The 19,473-nt window shown below is 69.8% G+C and carries 16 protein-coding genes and 1 tRNA gene; 3 read left to right on the forward strand and 14 right to left on the reverse strand.

The genetic code is table 11. The annotated features are described in order from the left end of the window. Positions 1-87: 87 nt before the first annotated feature. Entirely contained in the window at positions 88-1,242 is a 1,155-nt protein-coding gene (gene hppD, locus ACWCP6_RS15685) for a 4-hydroxyphenylpyruvate dioxygenase (RefSeq protein ID WP_450932967.1), read from the reverse strand. A 122-nt stretch (positions 1,243-1,364) separates the two neighbouring features. Here hppD and ACWCP6_RS15690 point away from each other — a divergent pair, with 122 nt between their 5' ends. Further along, on the forward strand, positions 1,365-1,841 hold the full coding sequence (locus tag ACWCP6_RS15690) for an Lrp/AsnC family transcriptional regulator (protein WP_450932968.1): 477 nt from the start codon (positions 1,365-1,367) through the stop codon (positions 1,839-1,841). Positions 1,842-1,923: 82 nt separating this feature from the next. Here ACWCP6_RS15690 and ACWCP6_RS15695 read toward each other — a convergent pair whose 3' ends face one another. The 4 genes from ACWCP6_RS15695 to ACWCP6_RS15710 all read right to left on the reverse strand — a co-directional run bounded on the left by ACWCP6_RS15695 (position 1,924) and on the right by ACWCP6_RS15710 (position 7,108). Then, complete coding sequence (locus ACWCP6_RS15695; protein ID WP_450932969.1) at positions 1,924-2,712, reverse strand: S16 family serine protease; 789 nt, start codon at positions 2,710-2,712, stop codon at positions 1,924-1,926. Between the two features lie 91 nt (positions 2,713-2,803). Then, on the reverse strand, positions 2,804-3,445 hold the full coding sequence (locus ACWCP6_RS15700; RefSeq protein WP_450932970.1) for an IclR family transcriptional regulator: 642 nt from the start codon (positions 3,443-3,445) through the stop codon (positions 2,804-2,806). Positions 3,446-3,741: 296 nt separating this feature from the next. Next, a complete protein-coding gene (locus tag ACWCP6_RS15705) occupies positions 3,742-5,535 on the reverse strand; it encodes a DEAD/DEAH box helicase (protein ID WP_450932971.1) in 1,794 nt (597 codons plus the stop codon). A 118-nt stretch (positions 5,536-5,653) separates the two neighbouring features. Further along, positions 5,654-7,108, reverse strand: coding sequence for an MFS transporter (locus tag ACWCP6_RS15710; protein WP_450932972.1), 1,455 nt, complete (start codon positions 7,106-7,108; stop codon positions 5,654-5,656). Between the two features lie 604 nt (positions 7,109-7,712). Between ACWCP6_RS15710 and ACWCP6_RS15715 the strand changes: the two genes are divergently transcribed. Together ACWCP6_RS15715 and ACWCP6_RS15720 are read left to right on the forward strand one after the other, a co-directional pair. Further along, positions 7,713-7,784 (forward strand) — tRNA-Cys (locus ACWCP6_RS15715). Positions 7,785-8,228: 444 nt separating this feature from the next. Further along, complete coding sequence (locus ACWCP6_RS15720; protein WP_450932973.1) at positions 8,229-8,936, forward strand: hypothetical protein; 708 nt, start codon at positions 8,229-8,231, stop codon at positions 8,934-8,936. A gap of 94 nt (positions 8,937-9,030) precedes the next feature. On the opposite strand, the gene ACWCP6_RS15725 is transcribed toward ACWCP6_RS15720, so the two are convergent. The 9 genes from ACWCP6_RS15725 to mycP form a co-directional block, all read right to left on the reverse strand. Next, on the reverse strand, positions 9,031-10,197 hold the full coding sequence (locus ACWCP6_RS15725) for an SUKH-4 family immunity protein (protein ID WP_450932974.1): 1,167 nt from the start codon (positions 10,195-10,197) through the stop codon (positions 9,031-9,033). A 171-nt stretch (positions 10,198-10,368) separates the two neighbouring features. Continuing rightward, a complete protein-coding gene (locus ACWCP6_RS15730) occupies positions 10,369-10,581 on the reverse strand; it encodes a hypothetical protein (protein ID WP_450932975.1) in 213 nt (70 codons plus the stop codon). Positions 10,582-10,670: 89 nt separating this feature from the next. After that, on the reverse strand, positions 10,671-11,141 hold the full coding sequence (locus tag ACWCP6_RS15735; RefSeq protein WP_450932976.1) for a hypothetical protein: 471 nt from the start codon (positions 11,139-11,141) through the stop codon (positions 10,671-10,673). Between the two features lie 95 nt (positions 11,142-11,236). Continuing rightward, positions 11,237-13,069 carry an alpha/beta hydrolase gene (locus ACWCP6_RS15740; RefSeq protein ID WP_450932977.1) on the reverse strand — a complete coding sequence of 611 codons (1,833 nt, stop codon included), beginning with the start codon at positions 13,067-13,069 and terminating at the stop codon, positions 11,237-11,239. 5 nt (positions 13,070-13,074) lie between these two features. Beyond that, a complete protein-coding gene (locus ACWCP6_RS15745; RefSeq protein ID WP_450932978.1) occupies positions 13,075-13,542 on the reverse strand; it encodes a hypothetical protein in 468 nt (155 codons plus the stop codon). 408 nt (positions 13,543-13,950) lie between these two features. Beyond that, positions 13,951-15,009 (reverse strand): hypothetical protein, encoded by a 1,059-nt coding sequence (locus ACWCP6_RS15750; protein WP_450932979.1) that lies wholly within the window; start codon positions 15,007-15,009, stop codon positions 13,951-13,953. An 89-nt stretch (positions 15,010-15,098) separates the two neighbouring features. Then, a complete protein-coding gene (locus ACWCP6_RS15755) occupies positions 15,099-17,315 on the reverse strand; it encodes a hypothetical protein (RefSeq protein ID WP_450932980.1) in 2,217 nt (738 codons plus the stop codon). Positions 17,316-17,443: 128 nt separating this feature from the next. Then, positions 17,444-17,911 carry a hypothetical protein gene (locus ACWCP6_RS15760; protein ID WP_450932981.1) on the reverse strand — a complete coding sequence of 156 codons (468 nt, stop codon included), beginning with the start codon at positions 17,909-17,911 and terminating at the stop codon, positions 17,444-17,446. Positions 17,912-18,087: 176 nt separating this feature from the next. Further along, positions 18,088-19,470 carry a type VII secretion-associated serine protease mycosin gene (mycP, locus tag ACWCP6_RS15765; RefSeq protein WP_450932982.1) on the reverse strand — a complete coding sequence of 461 codons (1,383 nt, stop codon included), beginning with the start codon at positions 19,468-19,470 and terminating at the stop codon, positions 18,088-18,090. Between the last annotated feature and the right edge of the window lie 3 nt (positions 19,471-19,473).

Below are 19,473 nucleotides of genomic sequence, written 5' to 3' on the forward strand. Positions count from 1 at the left end.
CCGGTCCCGGCCGTGAGCGGCTGGCCTGGAACGGCTCGCGGCCCCACGGGTCAGGGTCCGTGGGGCCGCGAAGGGCGTGCGGTCGGCTCAGAGGTTGCCGCGCTTGGCCTGCTCCCGCTCGATCGCCTCGAAGAGGGCTTTGAAGTTGCCCTTGCCGAAGCCCATGGAACCATGCCGCTCGATGATCTCGAAGAAGACCGTCGGGCGGTCCTGGACCGGCTTGGTGAAGATCTGCAGGAGATAGCCGTCCTCGTCACGGTCGGCGAGGATCTTCAGCTCGCGCAGCGTCTCGACCGGGACACGGGTGTCGCCGACCCACTCGCCGAGGGTGTCGTAGTACGAGTCCGGCGTGTCCAGGAACTGCACGCCGCCGGCGCGCATGGTGCGCACCGTCTCGACGATGTCGTTCGTGGCGAGCGCGATGTGCTGGACGCCCGGGCCGCCGTAGAACTCCAGGTACTCGTCGATCTGGGACTTCTTCTTGGCGATGGCGGGCTCGTTGATCGGGAACTTCACCTTGAGGGTGCCGTCCGCGACGACCTTCGACATCAGCGCGCTGTACTCGGTCGCGATGTCGTCGCCCACGAACTCCTTCATGTTCGTGAAGCCCATGACCTTGTTGTAGAACCCGACCCACTCGTTCATCCGGCCCAGCTCGACATTGCCCACGCAGTGGTCGACGGCCTGGAAGGTGCGCTTGGCGGGCGGCGCGACCATCGGCTCGGCGGGGGCGAAGCCCGGCAGGTAGGGGCCGTCGTAGCCGGACCGCTCCACGAGGGTGTGCCGGGTCTCGCCGTAGGTGGCGATCGCGGCGAGGACGACGGTGCCGTGCTCGTCCTTGACCTCGTACGGCTCGGTGATGCCGCGGGCGCCGTGCTCGATGGCGTAGGCGTACGCGGTCCGCACGTCCGGAACCTCGATGGCGAGGTCGATCACGCCGTCGCCGTGCTCGGCGACATGGCGCTCGATGAAGCGGCCCCAGTCGGTCGAGGCCTTGACGACGGAGGTGAACACGAACCGCGCCGAGCCGTTCGTGAGCACGTAGGAGGCCGTCTCGCGGCTGCCGTTCTCGGGGCCCGCGTACGCCACGAGCTTCATGCCGAAGGCCGTCGAGTAGTAGTGGGCCGCCTGCTTGGCGTTGCCCACGGCGAAGACGACCGCGTCCATTCCCTTCACCGGGAAGGGATCGGCCTCGCGCGCGGTGGTGGGGGTGGGGTGGATGTTCGCAGAGGTAGCTGCCATGGCAGGAGGCTCCCGCCGATCCACAAGGTGCGCAATAGTTTGTCTTTTGACTGGGCAATCTGCCCAGTAGAGCGCGAGGATGAGGGTGCGGTCTGTACAGGATGACCACCCGGGAGGCCCCCATGGCGATCGATCATTTGGACGGCAGGCTGATCGTGCTGCTCGCACAGGAGCCCCGGATCGGGGTCCTGGAGGCCTCCCGGCGGCTCGGCGTGGCCCGCGGCACGGTCCAGGCACGGCTCGACCGGCTGCAGTCGAACGGGGTGATCCGCGGCTTCGGACCGCAGGTGGACCCGGCGGCCCTGGGCTATCCGGTCACGGCGTTCGCGACGCTCCAGATCCGGCAGGGCCAGGGCGCCGACGTACGGGAACACCTGGCGACGGTCCCCGAGGTGCTCGAACTGCACACCACGACCGGCACGGGCGACATGCTGTGCCGTCTGGTGGCGCGGTCCAACGCGGATCTCCAGCGGGTGATCGACCGGGTCGTGGGCTTCGACGGCATCGTGCGGGCCTCCACGGCGATCGTCATGGAGAACCCCGTGCCCCTGCGGGTCATCCCGCTGGTCGAGCAGGCTTCGGGGGACACGGGGAGCTGACGCCGGGGAAAGGTCCGGCCGGGGAAAGGTCCGGCCGCGGAAAGGTCCGGCCGCGGAAAGGTCCGGCCGCGGAAAGGCCCTGTCAGCAGCTGGGGACCTTTTCGCCCTTCTCCAGCGCGTGCAGGGAGTCGACGGCGCCCTTCAGCTCCGTGACCGGGATCAGCCGGAGCCCCTTGGGCAGCTGGGCCTTGGCGTCGGAGCACTCCGCCCGGGGCACGAGGAAGACCGTGGCGCCGTCGCGCCGGGCCGCCTGGGTCTTCAGCGCGACGCCTCCCACGGCGCCGACCTTCCCCTTCGGGTCGATGGTCCCGGTCCCGGCGATGACGCGGCCGCCCGTGAGGTCGCCGCCGCTCCCGTCACCGTCCAGCTTGTCGACGACCCCGAGCGAGAACAGCAGCCCGGCGCTCGGGCCGCCGACATCGGCGAGCTTCAGCGTGACCTTCACCTTGGAGGGGTCCTTGCCCAGATACGCGAGGGCCGCCTGCGCCGCGGCGTCCTGCGACTTCTTCATCTCGTCGAGGTTGTGCGCCTCGATCTGCTTGGTGCTGTTGCCCTGCGGATACACGGCGTCCCGCGGCATCACGGCACGGTCCGTGCGGAACCAGCCGTCGACGACGTCGCCCAGCCGGACATCGGCTTCGGGCCCCGTCGCCACGATGGTCGTCATCCGCAGCTGCCCGCGGGTCGGCCGCACCGGCGCACCGCTGACGGTGATCACCGGTTCGCCCTTGTTGTCTCCCAGCACGTTCGCCGTGCTACCCGGCTGCGCCACGGAGAACGGCAGCGGCGACAGCGCCACCACGGCGAGCAGCGCGACGACGGGTGCCGCACAGACGGCGAGGGCTTGGGGGCGCGTGAGGCGAGAGAGCACGAGTCCAATCTAACGGTCGGGGAGCTACCTGCCGTTACCCCCGTGACCACCACGGTTCCGGCCCGGGAAGCGCGCGACCGGACCCGCCGGCTCAGCGCAGCGCGTCCGCGACCTCGCGTGCCGCGTCCATCACCCGCGGCCCCACCCGTTCCGGTACGGAGTCGGAGAGCATCACCACGCCCACGCTGCCCTCGATCCCGGTCACCCCCACCAGCGGCGCCGCGGCTCCGCTCGCCCCCGCCTCCAGCTCCCCGTGCGTCAGGGTGTACCCGGGCTCGTCCAACCCGCCCTGCCGCGCCGCGAGGATCGCCTTGCCCGCGGCGCCCCGGTCGAGCGGATGCCGGAACCCGGCCCGGTAGGCCACGTGGTAGTCGGTCCAGGTCGGCTCGACCACCGCGACGGCCAGCGCCTCGCTCCCGTCGACCAGCGTCAGATGGGCCGTTGCCCCTATGTCCTCGGCCAGTGACCGCAGGGCCGGCAGCGCGGCCTCCCGTACCAGCGGATGCACCTGCCGTCCGAGGCGCAGCACGCCCAGCCCGACCCTGGCCCGCCCGCCGAGGTCCCGGCGGACGAGGGCGTGCTGCTCCAGCGTGGCGAGCAGTCGGTACACGACGGTGCGGTTCACGCCGAGCCTGGCGGACAGCTCGGTGACGGTCAGCCCGTGGTCGGTGTCGGCGAGCAGTTTGAGGACACGCAGTCCTCGGTCGAGCGTCTGGGAAGTCTCCGCGGTCACGACGCCCACTCCTTCGTGGTGAGGGTCGACGGCCTCCTCCGCGGCACATGCGTCACCGGATCCCGTCGGCAACGCGCGTCAGAGGCCGCCGGCGGGTAAGCGCCCCGGGGGCTTGGGCTCCCGGGTCGGAGGCACTTGGCACCGGCTGCGCTCCGCGGCGGCGCTGCCACGGGGCGTGTACGTAGCGGGAATGTAGCGACCCCGTCCGCCCACCGGAAGACTTCGTCCAGAATCCGGTCACCGACTCATGAATAACGCCCGATTCACCCTCATTTGCCCCCCGGGGATGACATCGGTCAGCGCATCCGCGTGGCCCATTCCTGGACCTTGGCGATCCGCTGCCGGATCTGACCCGCTGTGGCCTCCGCGCTCGGCGGGCCCCCGCACACGCGCCGCAGCTCCGTGTGGATCACGCCGTGCGGCTTGCCGCTCTGATGGACGTACGCGCCCACCATCGTGTTCAGCTGCTTGCGGAGTTCGAGCAGTTCCTTGTGCGAGACCACGGGCCGCCGCTCCGCGGGCAGCTCCAGCAGGTCGGCCTCGTCGTCGGGCTTCTTGCGGCTGTGCGCGATCTGCCGCGCCTGCCGCTTCTGCAGCAGCAGCTGCACCTGGTCGGGTTCGAGCAGCCCGGGAATGCCGAGGTAGTCCTGCTCCTCGTCGCTCCCCGGATGCGCCTGCATCCCGAACTCGGCGCCGTCGTAGAGCACACGGTCGAACACGGCGTCGGACTCGAGCGCCTCGAAGGGGAGCATGTCCTGCTCCCCCGTGTCCTCGTCCTGCTCCTTGTTCGCCTCGTCCATCTCCTTCTCGGACTCGGCGTACGGGTCCTCCTCGCCGTCCTTCTTCGGCTTGTCGAGGACGTGGTCCCGCTCGACCTCCATCTCGTTGGCGAAGCCGAGGAGGTCGGGAATGGTCGGCAGGAAGACGGAAGCGGTCTCACCGCGTCGCCGCGAGCGCACGAAGCGCCCCACGGCCTGGGCGAAGAACAGCGGCGTCGAGATCGTCGTGGCGTACACACCGACCGCGAGCCGCGGCACGTCGACACCCTCGGACACCATGCGGACGGCGACCATCCAGCGGTCGTCGTTGCTGCTGAACTCGTCGATCCTCTTCGACGCCCCGGTGTCGTCCGACAGCACGAGGGTCGCCCCGTCGCCGGTGATCTCGCGGATCAGCTTGGCGTAGGCGCGCGCCGAGTCCTGGTCCGAAGCGATCACCAGTCCTCCCGCGTCGGGGATGGCCTTGCGCACCTCGGTCAGCCGCTTGTCGGCCGCCCGCAGCACGTTCGGCATCCAGTCGCCGCGCGGGTCGAGCGCGGTGCGCCACGCCTGCGAGACCGCGTCCTTGGTCATCGGCTCGCCGAGCCGCGCCGCGATCTCGTCGCCGGCCTTCGTACGCCACCGCATGTTGCCGCTGTAGCTGAGGAAGATCACCGGCCGGACCACGCCGTCGCCGAGCGCGCTCCCGTATCCGTACGTGTAGTCGGCGGCCGAGCGCCGGATCCCGTCGTTGCCCTCCTCGTACAGGACGAAGGGGATCGGGTTGGTGTCGGACCGGAAGGGCGTACCGGTGAGCGCGAGCCGCCGGGTCGCCGGCTCGAACGCCTCCAGACAGGCCTCGCCCCAGGACTTCGAGTCACCGGCGTGATGGATCTCGTCGAGGATCACCAGGGTCTTGCGCTGCTCGACACGGTTGCGGTGCAGCATCGGCCGCACCCCGACGCCCGCGTACGTCACGGCGACGCCGTGGTACTCCCGACTCAACGGCCCCGCGCTGTACTCCGGGTCCAGCTTGATCCCGATCCGGGCCGCCGCCTCGGCCCACTGCTTCTTCAGATGCTCGGTCGGCGCGACCACCGTCACCTGCTGCACGACGTGGTGGTGCAGCAGCCACGACGCGAGGGTCAGCGCGAAGGTCGTCTTGCCGGCGCCCGGGGTGGCGACGGCGAGGAAGTCGCGCGGCTGCTCCTGGAGGTACTTCTCCATCGCCCCCTGCTGCCAGGCACGCAGCTTGTTCGCGGTACCCCAGGGGGCCCGCCCGGGAAAGGCGGGGGAAAGGTGGTGGGAGGAGGTGGCGGCGGTGGTAGTCACGGTCTCCGGTTCGGGGGGTTGATGCTTTCGGCTACGTATGACAACCGGGCCACCCTACCGGTGTGACCGCCGCCGCCCGGCCCGTACGCCACCGGCTCCGCCCTCTCTGCGAGATGCCTCACACGGCGTCGCCCGGAGCCCTCAGTCGCGCCGCCACCCACACCCCCGCCAGTGCCACCGCCGCCGACAGGGCGAACACCGCGGCGAAGGCCACCGGGTGGGCCCCGTGCGGCCCGGCGGCCGTGCCGGGCGCAGCGGCCGAGCCGCCGCCGAGGGCCGCGAAGGCGGCGCCGCCCGTGGCGAGCAGCACGATGTTGGAGAGGGCGTCGGAGATCTGGAGCGCCGCCGAGTTGGCTCCGGCCTCCTCGGGGGCGGAGAGTCCCAGCAGGAGCACGCTCGTCGAGGCGATCGTGATGCCCATGCCGAAACAGCCGAAGGCCCAGGCGACGCCGACGACCCACACCGGGACCGCCTCGCCCAGCACCGTGGCGGCGGCCACGACGGCGGCGACCACCAGCAACATCCCGCTGCGTACGAGCCGGTCGCGGTGGCGTTCCATACGCGGCCGCGACTGGACGTAGGAGCCGAGCGCCCAGGTCGCGCCGCCGACCGCCAGCGACAGCCCCGCCATCGTCGGCGACAGCCCCCGACGGGTCACCAGCATCAGCGGCACGAACGACTCCGCCGTGATGAACGCCCCCGCGGCGACCCCGCGCAGCAGCACCACCGACGGCAGCCCGCGGGCGGCCCGGAACGTGCCGCGCGGCAGCAGCCCCAGTGCCGCCGGCACGAGCAGCACGGTGCCCAGCGCGGCGGGCACCGCCGAGAGCGGACGGAGGTCCTGACCGGCGTACTGGAGGAGTCCGGCGCCCAGCGAGATGCCGAGCGCGAGCCGGATGCGCCGCGGGTCCCAGGGCGCGCCGCCGGCCGCGGCCGGGCCTCCCGCCGTCCGCCGTATCGCGGGCAGCGCGAGCGCCAGCGGGAACACCACCAGCGCCGGTATGCCGAGGAACACCCAGCGCCAGCCGAGGTGTTCGGTCGCCGCGCCCGATGCGAGGGGCCCCACCACGGACGGGACGACCCAACTCGCCGCGACCGCCGCCATGATCGCCGGCCGCAGCCGTTCCGGGTAGGCGCGGCCCATCACCACGTACAGCGCGACGATGACCAGCCCGCCGCCCAGCCCCTGGACGGCCCGCCCCAGGATGAACGGCCACATCGCCCCGGCCGTGCCGGAGAGCAGCAGCCCCGCGGCGAACCCGGCGATGCCGGCGGTGAGCGGCGCGAGCGGTCCGCGCCGGTCGGCCCACTGTCCGGCGAACACCATCCCGAACAGGCTCGTCGTGAAGTACCCGGAGAACGCGAACGCGTACAGCGGCAGACCGTCCAGCTCCCGTGCAGCGACCGGCATGGCGGTCCCGACCGCGGTGGCCTCGAAGGCGATCAGCAGGACGACGGAGACGATCCCGGCGCTCAGGGCGCGGTACGGGCGTCCCAGGATCCCGGAGCCGGAGGGGGCTGCGCTTCTGTCGGGGTCGCCGACCCCGGCGTCGCGGTGTTCCAAGGCGCTCATGGAGGTCAGGGTAAGAGGCAGAAGCCCCCTTCACCCCCTGCCGGAAGGCGGTGATCCCTGGTCCCTTGGTCGTAGGTCCCGGTGGCCCGGATGCGCCTGCCAGGGGCCGGGATGCGCCTGCCGGGGCCGCGGACGAGTGTGCTGCGCGGCAGCGGCTCCGGTCGGCCGGCCAACCGGCCGACCGGAGCGGGCGCATCACCTGCATCACGCCTCCACCACGCAACTGCAGGCCCCCACAACGGTGTTGTCAAAGTGACAACAATGGCCTGACTGCGTCGGACGGAGGCGGCCTGGGCAGCGCCCTGGCGCTCGCCGAGCTCGGCATGGAGGTCGATCCGCCCTGTCCCTGCTCCCCGGGCGCCTGGCCCGCGGCCGTCGCGGAGCGTCCGGGGGAGACCGGGCCCGCCCGACAGTCCGCACGGTGCTCCACGCGCAGGGCACCCGCGAGCCCGCTCGTGAACGCAACATGGCAGTCCCGTTGCAGCCCGCGCCGGCCGCTTGAGTCACCTCTCGGCCCGCGTCTACGGTCGAGGCATCGCTTCGGAAACCCCGCAGCGTCGGGCCTCCGGATCCCCGGAACCCCGACGCTCCGGACGTCCGATTCGGCCGTGTGCCCGAGTGGTTGAGGGGCTCGCCTGCAAAGCGGGTTACGCGGGTTCGAATCCCGCCACGGCCTCCTGCGCCTTGAGCAGGCAGAACGAAAGGGCGGCGCCCCAGAGGGGATGCCGCCCTTTCGCTCGTCCGTCTCAGTTCTCGTCCCAGTTGCACCGCGGCCTCCCCTGCCAAGGGTGCCGCCCGGTTCTCGGTCCGTCTCGTCTCCGTCTCGGTCGACGCCCTCGTCGCTGCCCGGTCGCGTGTTCGGTCGGCAGCGGGTTTCCCTGCCGGGCCTCCCCCGGGCCGGCTTCCAGGCTCGGACGTGAGCACCCCGGCAGGGCAGGACCACGCCCCCATCAAGGTCATCGCTCACACGTTCGGGCGCGACGCCGGCCGCCATCCGCCGGCAGAAGGCAGGTACACCGGTCCGTTCCCCCGGTCAGAGCCCCACTGGTCGCACCTTCGGTCGGCACGGCACAGGCTGAATGAAGCCTCTGCCCCGTCCACCGACCTTCACGGAGACACTGTGGCCACCAGCGACGACCGCTCCGCACCCCGCAGCACCGGGCGCACACGCAGGACCGTTCTCCCTGCGGCCGTGTCGGCCCCCGTCGCGGTGACCCTCATCGCCGGCGGGATCGCGGCAGGCGCCGTGGCATGCACCAGCACATCGAACACCGGCTCGGCCCAGTCCGCCGCGTCCTCGGCGGCCGCCTACGCCTCCCGGGTGGCAGCCTCCGTCGCAGCCCAGGCCTCCGGAATGCCGAGCCCGGGCGAGACCAGGGTCTTTGCCGACGCATCGGAACTCCAGTCCGCCGCGGCATCGCTCGCCACCTCACACCCTTCCTCGGTAGCCATCGCCTCCTCCCTACAGGCACGCGCATCGGAGTTCGAGGCCTCGGTCTCGGCACAGCTGGAAAGGTCCCGGGCGTCGGCGGAGAACCGGCTGAAGTCCGTCTCCGGTACCGGCAACGCCGCCGGGGACGTCTCGGTCAGAGGCCTGCCCAACGCCACTCCGCCCAGCACCCGCGCGGCACTGGTCACCATCACCAACAGGACCCAGGGCCCGGCCTCCTACGCGGTACAGGTCGACTTCACCGACAAGTCCGGGAAGACGGTCGACACCGCCTTCGTCACCGCCACCGATGTGGCCCCCGGCAAGCCGACCGTGGTCCTTGCCTTCAGCCACCACACGGACACCTCCCCGAAGCTCGCCAAGGCCGAGCGTTACTGAACCCCCCGCGTGGACGGGCCGCTGAACCCGCCCGCGTGGCAGACGACGTGGCGGACCTCGCGCGTCCCGACGTTGTGACCACAGACCGCCGGTGTCACAAGACCGGGCCGGCCTGGTCCTTGAAGACCTCCGGCCAGTACCTCCAGTGATCGTCGGGCGCGGCCGTGACACGGCAGGCCACCGGGTCGACCGCGTCGAGGACGTTCGTCATGGTCGCCGCCAACTGCTCGTACACCTGGGCCGTCACCTCGTACGGCTTGCCGACGGCTCTCTCCCGGTGCACGAGCCACAGGGTGAAGGCGAGGGTCGACAGGTCGGCGTTGAGCGGGAGGAGCGAGGCCTCCGGCAGGACCCAGGCGAAGACCGCACCGGTGGCACCGTCGACGACGAGATCGGTGTCCTCGGCGAGATGACCGAGACGTATGAGGCGATCGGCGCCGTCCGGGAGGCAGTCGACGTCCTCGCCGTCGTCACCGTCCTCCTCGTGGTACGCGACGAGCGTCGGCAGCGGCACGTCCGTGTCCAGCTGGAACATGGGGACGCCGTCCTCCGGCAGACCGGTCCGGGTCAGGAAGCGGCGGCTCGGCTCGTGCGTGAGGACGCCCGGCAGGTCGACGTCCTCGAAGCGGACGATCTCGCCGTCCCCGAACTCCCGGTCGAGCAGCCGCTCGGGTATCTCCAGCCGCAGCCCGGAGCCGGGCCCGGCGATCCGGGCCAGCGGGTGGACGACCGCGGCGATGCGCCAGTAGGCGGGAACGGCGCCGCCGGTCCCTTCCTCGAAGACGGCCAGCAGCTGCTCCTGTGCCTCGGCGACGGCCTTCGTGCCGAACCGCCCCGCAAGCGAGGCGAACTGTCCCCGGGTGTCCCGCAGTTCCTCCACGAGCGTCATGAACCGCACGAGACTTCCCACCGACGGCGCGAGGGGTGTCAGCTCCGTCATGTCCGGGCGGTCGTGCAGCACGAAAGTCGTGAAGACCTCGCCCGAGGCCCCGTCGAGCAGCACGGTCTGCGCGGTCTCCCCGGCGGCGGAGAGAAGGTCGCCCACAACCAGGAGATCCCCCAGCCCGCCAGGAAGCAGCTCCGGTACACCGACCGCATCCGCGAGCCGGTCCGGCCGCCCCGCCTTCCGCAGCGCCTCGAACCCGAACAGCGAACTCCCCGCCGGGAGCCCGGGTCCCGTCAGCCACCGCAACGTGCTCTCGTGCGTGATGCAAGGACGCAGCGCGCCCTCGTCCAAGACGATCGTCCCGGTCGTGCCCATCGTGCGCCCCCATCGCCCCGCGCCGGCCGTTACCCCGGCACCCGAAGTCCCGGCCACCCCGAGGCCGAGCTCCACTACTCAAGAACTCTAGGAGGCACCACTGACAATCCGGCCGAGCGCCCGCCGCCCGCCGGCATCGGACGCGTGGTCCGGTCCGGCCCCGTCACACGGTCATCCGCCTGAGCTGAAGTAGACGCCGCCCCGGACCACGACCACGGCGGCCAGCACGAACAGCAGGAGCACCGACAGCAGCTTCCCGGCACTGGGCCCGGGCTCGTAGGCACGGGGCGGCTGGGCGACCGGTCCGGCATCCTGCGAGGGAGCATCCGGCGGCGTGTCCGGCTGCGGGTCCGACGGTGCTTTCGGCGACGGCTCCACGGACATCGACGTTGTCCTCCCTCCTGCAGGGGCGCCGACCACGGCACGCCGACGCCCGGGCGAGCCCGGGCCGACCCCTCGGAGCGGCACCGGGCTCAGTACTCCCGGTCCAGGTCGGTGCCTCTGGGAGCGCGGAAGCAGCCGGAGACGACATTGACGAGAATCTTCGGCTCCGGCTCGTTCGGGTGGGTCGGCGTCGACACGATGAGCTCGATGTTTGCCGAGAATTGCTCGGTCTCCGAGTCCGCTGTGAGTTCGAGGGTCTTCGCCCTGCTGTTGTTGGGACCATATTCGACGATCTTCCAGCCATGCCGGGGAAGGCCTTCTCTGAGGCGCTGGAAGCCCCGTTTCAGCGTGTCCTCCGGAACGCTGTAGATCGACCAGGGATGCTGCATTCGGTAGAGGTGATCGGGGTCCTCCTCACAGACGGAGACACCTGCGCCTCCTCCCGCCACCTGCCCTTCCTTGATGTCGATCAAGTCGAAAATCTGGCTGGAGACGTGATTGGCCTTCGCCCTGGCGTCGTCGACGGCAAGGGTGGTGGGCTCGTAACCGAGAGCGTCCACGGTCCTGGTGCATCCTGTCGCGAGGAGGGACAGAGCGAGTGCGGAAGCGGCGAGCGAGGAGCGAAGCGATCCACGCCGCCGGAATGTGAGGCGGATCACTGGTCTTCCTTGACTTGATCGTACTGACCGTTGATCACGAAGGCCTGGTTTCTGAGGCTGAGGGAGCCCTTGTTCCAATAGCCGCTGTGCCCCCGCGTATCCACGTCCATCCGATGCGCCCCGAAAGCCTCGTCGGACGGGATCGTCGTGATGCCGCCGACCCCGTAGGGAATCCCGTGCCAGGTCTGCGCACCGATTTTGTGGCCGCCGAGGAATTCCCGGCCGATGTAGGGCACCGGGTCGGAGCGGGCGGCTTCGGACCAAACGTGGTCCCTGCCCACGTCGAGTTCGCTCGCGTCGCCGACCAGCATGCCGGGGCTTCCGGCGACCACCAGGTCGTCGGCGGCGAGTCGGTGTTCCTGGGCGGCGACACCGACCACCGTGGTCCCGTAGCTGTGGGCGATGACCGTCGTATGGCTGGAGCCTGCGCCGCCCTGGGCGGTCGCCAGGCCGTCGAGGAAGCCGTTGAGTGCGGGGGCACCCCGGTGGGCGTAGCTCGTCCGGGGTGAGTCGGTCAGGAGGTTCTGAGGGGCGTCGTAGCCGATCCAGCTGATGGTCGAGTGGGACCGTCCCGGGGCCTGGGCGTGGGCCTCTCGCCAGGTGTCCGTCATCCGGTTGATGGCGTTGCGGGCGTCGGACAGTCTCGCCCCCGTCCCCGGCACGTACACCGCCGTGTTGTGCGCCGTGTCGGGGTTGCCGTTGGCGATGATCGCGTGGCCGTCGCCCCTGGTGTCGAGGCCCAGCAGGTACACGGGCGGCAGGGGCGCCCTGCCGTTCTTCCCGGGCACGCCGCTCGCGTCGATCCGGGCCTGGATCGCGTCCATGCCCTCGAGCTGGGACCGCAGCCGTTCGCCGCCCGCGGCGCGCCACTGCCGCCAGGCCGGGTTGAGGACCGTCGAACGGGTGTCACCGGCCTCGACGTACCGGGGTGGCTCGGGCCCGAGCCGGTGGTACGCGTCCCGCACCTGCGCGTGTGTCTCCGCCAGGACCATCCGGTTGGTGGTGTCGCGGACGTCGGACGGGAGGCCGTCGAGTGCACCGATCACGGCCGGATGGAGCGTCGCGTATGCGTCGCGCTGCTCATCGCTCAGGCCGTCCCACCACTGCCTGTTGCGGGCCGCCGACTTGCCGCGCGGGATGTCGTTCCCGGCGACGAGCTCTCCCGTCCCCCTCCGGACGGCTTTCATGTCCCGGGCGGCGTCCACCAGCATGTCGTCGGTGACGTCGAGTCCCGTCGGGGCCTTCAGCCTGCGCAGCATCGCCGCATAGCGCGCATCGACTTCGTCTGCTTCGCGTACGGCATGGGCAATGCGTTCCGCGATGTCCTCGGCCTTGGCCCTGTTGGGGTTGCCACCGCCTTCGCCGGCGCCGGGCAGGAAGGGCGCGGGGGCTCCCGGGTTCGCCGTCCCTCCGCCCGCTCCGGGCGCGAGCGGCCCCTTGCCCGCCGCTCGGGGTGTGCCGTCATCCGGGACGGACGGATACGTCACCGAGCCGTCCGCGTTCACAGTGAAGGACAGGGCTGCGGCGTCTTCGAGGGCCTGCCGCAGCCTGCGGCACGGGCCTTCCAGGTCGGCGGCGAGCCCGTCCAGCGTCGTACGGACCAGACCGCACTGGCCGTGGACGTACTGGTAGTTGCGACTGAGCCGGTCCAACTCCCCGGCCGCCCTGGTGGCCGTGTCGCCCCTCTGGGTGGACCGGACGGGAATGGTCATCTCGTGGTCGACCCGGATGCGGGCGGCGTCGGCGCGGTGGCTGACCTTGCCCCAGCCGTCGGCGGCGTCCCGGTACTTCGACAGGTTCAGGTCCCGGAGTTGCTGCCAGGTGGGCACCCGCCTCACCCGGCCCAGGCGTGGCGGTCACCGATGCGCACGCGGTCGACGCGGGCTCCGACCCCGTGGTCGATCTCGCCGAAGTGCCTCCCGGTCCTGGCCAGGGAGCCGCGTAAGCGCTCGCACTCGTTGCGCACGGCGGTCAGCCGTGACTCCCAGCTGCTGAGGATCTCGCCCAGCGCGGCGGCGCACGCGACCCCGTCGGTGCCATCGGCCATGCCGGCGCCGGCCTCCTTGAGTTCGGTCAGGCCGCCGTGCATGGAGGTGCACAGTTCCCGGGCGACGCCCGACGCCCTCGTCCACGGCCCCTCACTGATGCGAAGGCCGACGGCACCCGTCCCGCCGCCGGAGGTCCCACCGCCGGGCCTGCCCGGCCCGACCGGGTGCCGGTTCAGCTGCGTCCGTGCGGAGTGCTGTACGGAGTGCTGCTGCGCGGCGGCGCTCTTGAACCGGTCCCACTCGTGCCACACCATGCGTGGTCCCCTCCCGTTTCTCGTCGTGCGCCATGGCGGACGCCGCCTGCGGCCTCGGGCCGCGGACGTCCGCATGGTGACGGTGCGTGATCGAGGGGTACCGTAGCGTTCCCCGGCTGTTGCTCCATTCGTGTCGTCAACCGGGGCCCCTGAGTATCCGTACTCAGTCATGCCTGGTGAGCAGGTGTTCCTTCCGGGGCCGCGACGATCAGGTGCGCTCTCCCGGGTGAGGGGGCGGGATCACGCCGATGCCCTCCGCTTTCGGACGCGGCACGACCGTCGCCCGCCTTGAACGCACGGTCGGGGCACGACGGGGAGTCCGCTCACAACCCGGCCGGCCGCGAGCCGGCCGGGTCCGGTCCTGAGTGCTGTCGGGCGGACTTGGGTTCCCGTCAGTGCCGGTTCTTGTCAACGACCGCCTGAACCTGTCTCCATCCGTACGTCGGTGCAACCGCGCTGCTTCGCCTCGTGGTCGGCGAAGGCTTTCAGCGCGGTTTCGGCGAAGTGGGCGGAGTACTTGCGGACGGGGAACGTATCGGTGTCGCGGTCGTAGAGGCGGTACAGCACGAACCGGGCGGGCTCCGCGGACTGGGGGCATCGGGCGGTGGCCCGGACGGCGCCCTTGTCCGTGGAACTCGATCCGTCAGTGGAGCTCGCCTGGAAGTCCTTGGCCATGGCGCCGTAATAGGCGTACAGGCCGTAGCCAGCCTTCTTGGCGGGCGTGAGGTAGTAGCAATTGACCTGCGGAGCACGGGAATCCGCGGGATACTCCATAACGTCCGGCACCCCGGCCGCCGCCGCCTGCCGAGCGAGTCCACGCACGGCGGAGCAGGACCCTTCCGCCCGCTGCACGGATTTGGTCGTACCAGTCCTGCCGCGGGACGGGACCGTCACATGCGCGAGTGTCCCGCCGGCACTCGCCTTGCACCCGTACTTCCCCGCCGCCTTCAGAGCGGTCTCCGCGGTCACCCGGCCCAGTCCGGTGACGACGGGGCCTTCCTTTGCCCCGTCGCGCGGCGGCGAGACGAGGTCTCCCTGCGCGACGAGCGCCTTGTTCTTCTGGTTTTGGCAGTCAAGCGCAACGATGATCTGAGCGTTGCCGTCGTTCCTGACGATGCCCGGCCAGCCGCCGCCCAGAGGTGCGGCCCGCCCCCTGAAGTCGTCGTCACTGCCCTCGTACCACACCTCGGCGTCGGAAGGGACCTCGCTGCTGCTCCAGCGCAAGCGCACCTCCAGGGCCCCGCCCCGGTCACCCGTGTCCGGCCTGTTGACCAGGCAGGACGTTATGTAGTCCGGCCCATCGTCGTCGCGCCTGGCACGCATGTGCGAGGAATGCAGGGCGGCCTGGAGTCCTCCCTGCGCCAAGGTGCCGTCACAGGCCTGGTCCAGCGAACGGCCGTCCCGCCACGATCCGTAGACCCCGGGGCCCGCGTACACCGCCACCACGATGCCGAGCGCAAGAACCACCGCTCCTGCATACCAGCCCGCACGACTCCATCGGTTCCTGGAACTGTTCCGCACGATACTCATCCTGTCGGGGGTCGCTGCAGGCGACTTCATCGGTCGGCTCGCAGCACGTCGAGCGCTCGGTCACGGCCGAAGTCGTAGTCGTGCTGACCGGTATGAACCCACTTGACCGCGTAGTCACTGTCGATACCGTGGCCGCGACTCTGCGCCCACGTCCTGACCATATGGCTCACGTCATGCTGACCTGCGTCGTAGGTCTTCGCGTTGTCCTCGGTCGCCTTGAGGTTCGCCTCGGAGACGTGCTCCTTGTTGGAGTCGTACGCCCAGACGTCGAGGCCCTTCGAAGCAAGGTCGCCGACCGGGCTGAGGTCGTCCCCCAGCGGCTTGAAGATCAGAGCCGTGCCCAGCGACGTACCGATGCCATGGTTGAAGTCGGCAGCCCACTGAGTCTTGTTGAACCGTTCATCGAAGATGATGTCGGCCCGCACCCCGTCGTAAGCCCCCATGGCGCGCGAGCAGTCACTTATTCGATTCCCCACGGCCGTGTCCCCGGCATGTTCAGGAATGGCCGCCAGGACGTCATGGGCATGTTTCTGCTCGGCGCCGTAAAGGTGCCCGAAAGCCTCCGGATCGTCGGCGATACCCCGCATCACCTTGGTGAGGTACTCACGACCCACGGCAATGTGTCCGCCGTCCTTGTCGCTCCATTCGGACCCCGGACTGTCACGGTCGAAGTGCGATTGCGACTGCGCGAAGATCTCATGCGTGTCGGACGTGTACGACGTCATGATGTGCGCCATCGGCTTCACGAAATTCTTCGGCAGTTCCTGCGCCTTGTCCATGGTGTTCAGAGTGTCGATGGTGTGCTGCAGGATGCGGGCCTGAGGCACGGTGTGATGGGCGTCGGGATGGTACGTTCCGGGCTCCTGCCCGGTCGTGGCGGCCTCCAGGGCGGCAGCAAACCCCTTTCGGACGTCGCCGTCCTCACCCATGATCGGTGTACCCAGCGTGGTCCCGTCGGGCGACGTCGCGTAGCTCTTGATGACGTTGTCCCAGTCGCGGCCGTTGAGCAGGTACTCCAGATTCTTGTTGTGCGCCGGGTCCAGATACGCGGTGCTGGTCGCCGGATCGTGCGACATGATGCCGAGCACGCCGTCGAGCGGGTCGTCGGCGAACCAACTCCGGTCGTTTCCACGCACCTTGTCCCCGAAGGACGACCACAGGGGCTGGAGGTTGCCCTTCGAGGCGTAGGACCGCTCCGCGGCCTGGATGTCGTCCGCGGTGTCCATGAGGAATCGACCTGAATACCCGTGCCCCTGTTCCATCAGGGTCGCCAGGCTCTGGTATCCGCGGATCTTCCCGTCCGGTGTCGAGTTGAGTCCGTCGATCTTGAACTCCGCGGTCCCCGCCTTCGCCAGGTCCGCACGGAAGCTCTTGTAGAAGGAGGATTTCGGATCGCTCGTCGCTGTGGCCAGCGTCGTCGCGAGCCCCTTCTCGATATCGAGGTACCGGCCGTCGTGCTTCGTGTCGTCGTAGTGCGCCAGGCCTTCGAGCTCGTTGGAGAGCTTCAGCGTGCCCCGTGCGCCGAGCCCGTCCAGCAACGTCTGGCTGAAGGCCTTGTCGTGCGAGTTGTCGCGGAACAGTCGCTGGAGTTCCCGGTAGTCGTGCGCGGTCGCCTTCTTCGAGTCGATACGCATCGCGATGTCCTGAGCCTCTTCGGCCTCGTACTTCTCGATCGCATGCGGCCCGCCCTTGGCGGCACCGTTGAAGCCGTTGATGGTGCCGTCCGTGACGTCCGAGTCGATCACCACGGCCTTGAAAGCGACCTCAACACCCTTGTCGGCATCGCCCGCGTTCTTCACACACCGGTCAATGTGTTCCTGCCACGAGCCGACGCTCTTGCGCACGCTCTCCTGATAGTCGGGATCATGGTGGTAGGCGGTGCGTTCGGCTTCACTGAGCTTCTCGTAGTCGAGGCTGACGACGCCCTGGTCCGAGACCTTCATCCCGGCCTTGACGGCGTCCTCGCGAGCCGACTTGAGCTTGCTCCGGAGGTCGACGAACTGCGTGTGGGCGTCTCGCAGCAGTGAGGCGATCGCCTTGGCCTCGGTCTGCGCCTTCTGCAACTCGCCGAGCGTGATGTTGAAACGATTCTTCGCCGCGTTCGCGCCCAAGCCCGACCAGGAAGGGGTCTGGGGAAGGGCATGGACATCGGTCTTGTACCGAGTCTCCTGCGTGTGGAACTGTCCCGCCATGCCGTCCCAGCGTTCGGCGGCTGTCGTCAGAGTGGAGAGATCGGTCGTCATGATCTCGTGAAACGTCGGCACTGGTTCCCCGTTGATGTCGATGTACGCGGCGAAACGGCCCGTCGTCGGCGCCGGCTGAGCACCGACTCGGAACGGCCCTGCCCGGGCCCATGACCCCGTCAATCCGTTCAGCAGTTGTCGAGCGGCGATGAGGCACGCACCTTGAGACCCGTCTCTCCGTCGGTGCCCGTGAGGACCTTGTTGGTCCCGCACACCCCCGCGCGTTCCGATGCGAGCTGTGTCAGCAGGTTCTGGACCTGGTCACCCCAGGTCTTGTGCGCCTTCTTGATCGCCGCGGCTGTGAGCCATCCGTCGCCGTCCTTGGGGCCGAACGCCTTGACCGCGTCGTCCGTGTCGTCATCCGCCCAGCGGCCGGCCTTGCGGGTGCCCTCGATTCGGTCGTGGATGGCGTTGGCCGCGGTCTGCATCTCCGCCGGCGAAGAAGCCAGGTCGGGCTCCCAACCGCCGTTCGGGCCGCCCGAGCCGCCCGAGCCGCCCGAACCGCCCGGGTCGACCGGCAGTTGTTTGAGCTGCATCCGTGAGGAGTGGCCCTGGGCCGCAGTCGCCTTGAGCTGTTCCCATTCGTTCCACGCCATGTGTGTCCACTCCCTCGGGCGTCCGGCAGACACCGTCCGGAACGCCATAGGCCCGGCGTGCGACTGCCGAGCGGGTCCTGTCCTTCGTGCTTCGGGCTTCGGGTCCTTGGCCGCACCCACTGGGGCGCCGGCGCCCAACGTCCCGGCAGCCCCTCGTCCGGCCTGGGTTCGTACGCTCAGGCCGACGGCCCCGGACCGGGCGGGGTGCCGTAACCAGGAGGGGCCGGCGTGGAACTCGGGGGCTGCGGCGGGTGGCCGTACGCCTGATTCGGGTTGCCGAACTGGCTCGGCGCACAGGGCGGCATCGCGGGCTGTGATGCCTGGCTCCGGCGCCTTCGGTTGCGTACGAGGAGGGCCGCCGCCACGACTCCGAGGACTACGGCGGCGCCCGCGCCCAGGGCGATCCACAGGGTGGGGCTTGAGCCGCTGTCCTTGGACGCGGCGGCGGCTCCGTCGTCGCTCTGCGGCTTGGCGTCCTTGCCCTGGGAACCGGAAGCCGGGGCCGAGGGCGACGGGGACTTGGACGCTGCCGCAGCGAGGTCCGGGAGCGGGTACACGTCGGCGGGGCCGGGGTCGCCCGGGTTCTTCAGGGCGATCCGGGGGCGGACGATGCCGTAGCCGATGGCGTCGTTGCGCTTGGCCCCGTCCGTGGGCCCGCCGATCGTGTTGAGCATGACCCGGAGGACCTGGTTGTTGGTCCAGTTGGAGTGCTTGGACCAGATGAGGGCGGCGCTGGCGGAGGCGATTGCGGTGGCGTCGCTGGTGCCGTGGCTCTTGCAGAGGCCAGTCTTACCGCCGCATGCGTGGACCATTTCGTCGCCGGGGGCTGCCATGTCTACCTGTGGCCCGAATTCAGACTCTGCGGTCTTGTGGAGGTTCTTCCCGACGGCGGCGACACCGACAACGCCTGGGGTTGCAGCGGGATACATGACTTCGTTCCCCGCTTGCCCGTTGTTGCCGACCCCAGCGAAGATCAATGCATTCTTGTTCAATGCATACTTTACGGCCGCAGTCATACGCGGCGAGCCTTCCGACGTAGCCTGGGAGATGTTGATGACCTTGATGCCCGCGTCCGCTGCGTATCGGATTGCCTGCGAGACAGCTTTGTCGAACTCCTCATCAGACTCAAGCTGATTGGCTGCCTTCGTGGCATCGGGCAGTCGGATCGGAAAGATCTTCGCATCTGGCGCAACGCCGAAGGATCCCTTTCCGCCTCCATAAGCGCCGGTGCCAGCGATCAGGCCGGCCATGCCCGTCCCATGCCCCTGGTAATCCGTGTGCTGATCCCCGGGTGAGCCCTTCGCGTAATCCTTGCCGCGCAGAATTCGACCCTTCAAGTCAGGGTTACTCGGGTCGACTCCAGTATCGATCACAGCGACGGTGACGCCCTTACCGGTACTGGTTTCCCACATCTGCTCGGCCTTCATGGCATCGAGATACCACTGCTCCGAGCGAGTCGATTCAGCGTGGGCAGGTGCAACCGCGACACCCATCAGCAGGAGACCGAGGACTGCTGAGGTCCCAGTTCTGTGCCTGCGCCGGTTACTGCTGGTGTCCATGCG

This window comes from Streptomyces sp. NPDC002004 (assembly GCF_053593975.1).

Coding starts and splice junctions, on each gene's coding strand:
- hppD (WP_450932967.1), bottom strand. CDS start 1,242: ATGGCAGCTACCTCTGCGAACATCCACCCCACCCCCACCACCGCGCGC.
- ACWCP6_RS15690 (WP_450932968.1), top strand. CDS start 1,365: ATGGCGATCGATCATTTGGACGGCAGGCTGATCGTGCTGCTCGCACAG.
- ACWCP6_RS15710 (WP_450932972.1), bottom strand. CDS start 7,108: ATGAGCGCCTTGGAACACCGCGACGCCGGGGTCGGCGACCCCGACAGA.
- ACWCP6_RS15725 (WP_450932974.1), bottom strand. CDS start 10,197: ATGGGCACGACCGGGACGATCGTCTTGGACGAGGGCGCGCTGCGTCCT.
- ACWCP6_RS15730 (WP_450932975.1), bottom strand. CDS start 10,581: ATGTCCGTGGAGCCGTCGCCGAAAGCACCGTCGGACCCGCAGCCGGAC.
- ACWCP6_RS15745 (WP_450932978.1), bottom strand. CDS start 13,542: ATGGTGTGGCACGAGTGGGACCGGTTCAAGAGCGCCGCCGCGCAGCAG.
- ACWCP6_RS15755 (WP_450932980.1), bottom strand. CDS start 17,315: ATGACGACCGATCTCTCCACTCTGACGACAGCCGCCGAACGCTGGGAC.
- ACWCP6_RS15760 (WP_450932981.1), bottom strand. CDS start 17,911: ATGGCGTGGAACGAATGGGAACAGCTCAAGGCGACTGCGGCCCAGGGC.
- mycP (WP_450932982.1), bottom strand. CDS start 19,470: ATGGACACCAGCAGTAACCGGCGCAGGCACAGAACTGGGACCTCAGCA.